This window comes from Streptomyces sp. URMC 127, from assembly GCF_051386535.1.
GTDB lineage: Bacteria > Actinomycetota > Actinomycetes > Streptomycetales > Streptomycetaceae > Streptomyces.
In genome coordinates, this window is the sequence record NZ_JBPQTW010000386.1 from 1 (window position 1) to 2,921 (window position 2,921).

The 2,921-nt window shown below is 73.5% G+C and carries 2 protein-coding genes; one reads left to right on the forward strand and one right to left on the reverse strand.

Annotated elements, in window-relative coordinates; translation table 11 throughout:
• Window positions 1–1,207 (reverse strand): FAD binding domain-containing protein (locus ACSNOH_RS34265; RefSeq protein ID WP_436725356.1); only part of this gene is annotated, 1,207 nt, incomplete at its 3' end.
• Window positions 1,208–1,380: 173 nt separating this feature from the next.
• Between ACSNOH_RS34265 and ACSNOH_RS34270 the strand changes: the two genes are divergently transcribed.
• On the forward strand, window positions 1,381–2,921 hold a 1,541-nt coding region (locus tag ACSNOH_RS34270; RefSeq protein ID WP_436725357.1), incomplete at its 3' end, for an APC family permease.

Below are 2,921 nucleotides of genomic sequence, written 5' to 3' on the forward strand. Positions count from 1 at the left end.
GCGCCTGTCCCCCGAACTCCCCCTCGCCCTCCGCCGCCCGCCGCCACCACGTCTCCAGGGCCGTCTGGTCCATGGCCTCCCAGGCGGGCGCGCCCTGCACCTGCGCGCGGCCGAGCCGGCGGCCCAGGCCGACGATGGCCCGGCCGACGGGCGCCCGCGCGGCGTCGTAGGCGGCCACCACCTCCGCCGGGCTCCCCGCGGAGGCCAGGCAGCGCTCCAGGACGGCGGCGTCCTGCAGGGCCTTCACGGCGCCGCTGCCGGAGTGCGGCCGGGCGACGGCGGCCGCGTCGCCGAGGAGGACGATGCGGCCCTCCCCGTAGCGCGGCACGCACAGGTCGTAGACGGGCTGGACGTAGGTGGCGTGCTTGGGCGTGCGCCGGACGAGCTCCTGCCAGTACGGCGGGAAGTGCGCGTCCACGACGGCCCGGTGGTGCGCCGTCAGCGCCTCGGGCACCCGGTCCGGCGGGAGGCCCGCCGCGTCGCCGACGGACAGGGCGTGGGCGGGGTCGGCGGGGGCGGCGTAGAAGACCCAGTTGGCGCTGGTGCCGCTGCCGCCCGGCCCGGGGATGCGGTAGACGATCATGTGGCCGCCGGGGAAGGCGACGGTGGCGGCCTCGCCACGGGCCCACGCGCCGGCCGGCCCGGGCAGCTCCTCCTCCGGGAGGGCGCCGCGCCACGCCAGGTATCCGGCGTAACCGGGCACGGTCGCGTCCCGGGTTGCGGCCCGGACGGCCGAGCGGTAGCCGTCGGCGCCGACGACGAGGTCGAAGCGCTCCTCGCGGCCGCCGGCCAGGCGCAGCACGGCTCCGCCGGGGCCGGGCAGCACCCGTTCGACGGCCGTGCCGCGCTCGTAGGCGACGGATGCGGGTATGCGGGCGCGCAGCGCGCTCCACAGCGACCCCCAGTTGTACGAACGGAACCCGAACGGCAGCGCTCCCAGCCGCCGTCCGGCGCGGCTCGCGCCGTCCCGCACGATCCAGGGGCGCGAGGTCAGCCGCACCCACGGGATGCCCGGGTCCAGGTAGCCGGCCGTCTCCAGCTCGGCGTAGCGCCGGTCGTGGACGGCGAGGCCGATCCCCCGGTCCTCGAGGCCGCCCGCCGCCCGTTCGAAGACGACCACCTCGCCGGCGCCCGCGCGCGCCACGGCGAGCGCGGCCGCGCACCCGGCAATGGAGCCGCCCACGACAGCCACCCGTCCTACCGACATCTCCCACCCCTTCCGCAACCCCCGTCACAGACGGAACCTACCCGGCCGTTTGCAGCCGCAGCCACCCGGCGTGTCGGAACGGTGGACGGAGCCGACACGCCGGTGCTACCAGTGCATTGAACGCATAATCAGGTCAGCCGGACCCCATCCGGCACGAGAAGGGGCTGACCGCCATGGCAGGCACCGGAAGACCGCCGACGGAACGGGTCGGCTTCGTACGCCGGATCGGCCTGTTCCAGGCCACCGCCATCAACATGAGCCAGATGTGCGGCATAGGCCCCTTCGTGACCATCCCCCTGATGGTCGCGGCCTTCGGCGGCCCGCACGCCGTCACCGGGTTCGTGGCGGGGGCCGTGCTGGCCCTGGCGGACGGGCTGATCTGGGCCGAGCTCGGCGCCTCGCTGCCCGGCGCGGGCGGCAGCTACGTGTACCTGCGCCAGGCGTTCCAGTACCGCACGGGAAAGCTGATGCCGTTCCTGTTCGTCTGGACGATGATGCTCTACTTCCCGCTGGCCCTCTCGACGGGCGTCATCGGCTTCGTGCAGTACCTGACCTACCTGTGGCCCGGCATGACGCAGACGCAGGGCGACCTCACGGGTCTCGCGCTCATCGCAGTCCTGGTCGCACTGCTGTGGGGCCGGGTGGAGAACATGGCCCGGATCACCATCGTGCTCTGGTGCGTGATGATCGCCTCCGTGGCCCTGGTGATCCTCGCCGCCTACACCCACTTCAGCCCGGACCTGGCCTTCACCTACCCCTCGGACGCCTTCGAGCTGACGACGAATCACTTCTGGACCGGCTTCGCGGCGGGCCTGACCATCGGCATCTACGACTACGGCGGCTACAACACGACCGCCTACATGGGGGCCGAGATCAAGAACCCCGGGCGCAACATCCCGCGCTCCATCATCTACTCCATCCTCGGCATCATGGCCATCTATCTGCTGCTGCAGATCGGCACCCTGGGCGTGATCGACTGGAGGGAGATGCTCGACCCGGAGAGCGCCGCCTCCTCGTCCATCGCCTCGGCGGTGCTGGAGGCGACGTGGGGCAAGGGCGCGGCCGACGCCGTCACCGTGCTGATCCTCGTCACGGCCGTCGCGTCGGTCTTCACGGGGCTGCTCGGCGCCTCCCGGATCCCGTACAACGCGGCGCGGGAGAAGGTCTTCTTCCGTCCCTTCAGCATCCTGCACGAGCGGCACCGCTTTCCCGTGCTCGGCCTGCTGTCCATGGGCGGCCTGGGCTGCGTGGGCTTCCTGATAGGACGTCATACGGACCTGGCGACGCTCATCCAGCTGCTGCTGACGGTCATGGTGCTCGTCCAGGCGCTCGGCCAGGTCGCGGCCGTCACGGTGCTGCGGCGGCGCCAGCCCGCGCTGCGCCGCCCGTACCGGATGTGGCTCTACCCGCTGCCGAGCCTGGTCGCGCTCGCCGGCTGGCTCGTCATCTACGGCTACGCGGACCGCAATTCCCCGGGCCGGCACCCCATCGAATGGTCGCTGGCCTGGGTCGCGGCGGGCTGCGTGGCCTTCCTGCTCTGGGCGCGCTACGAGAAGGTGTGGCCGTTCGGGCCGCGGGAGATCAGCGAGGAGTACCTGCACGGCGCCGACCCCGACACGGACGCCGGCGACGGGACGCACACCGTGCCCGACCCCCGCCCGGACGCGGAGGGCGGCACCGGCCCGGCCCCCGGCCCCGGCCCGGACCCCGACGC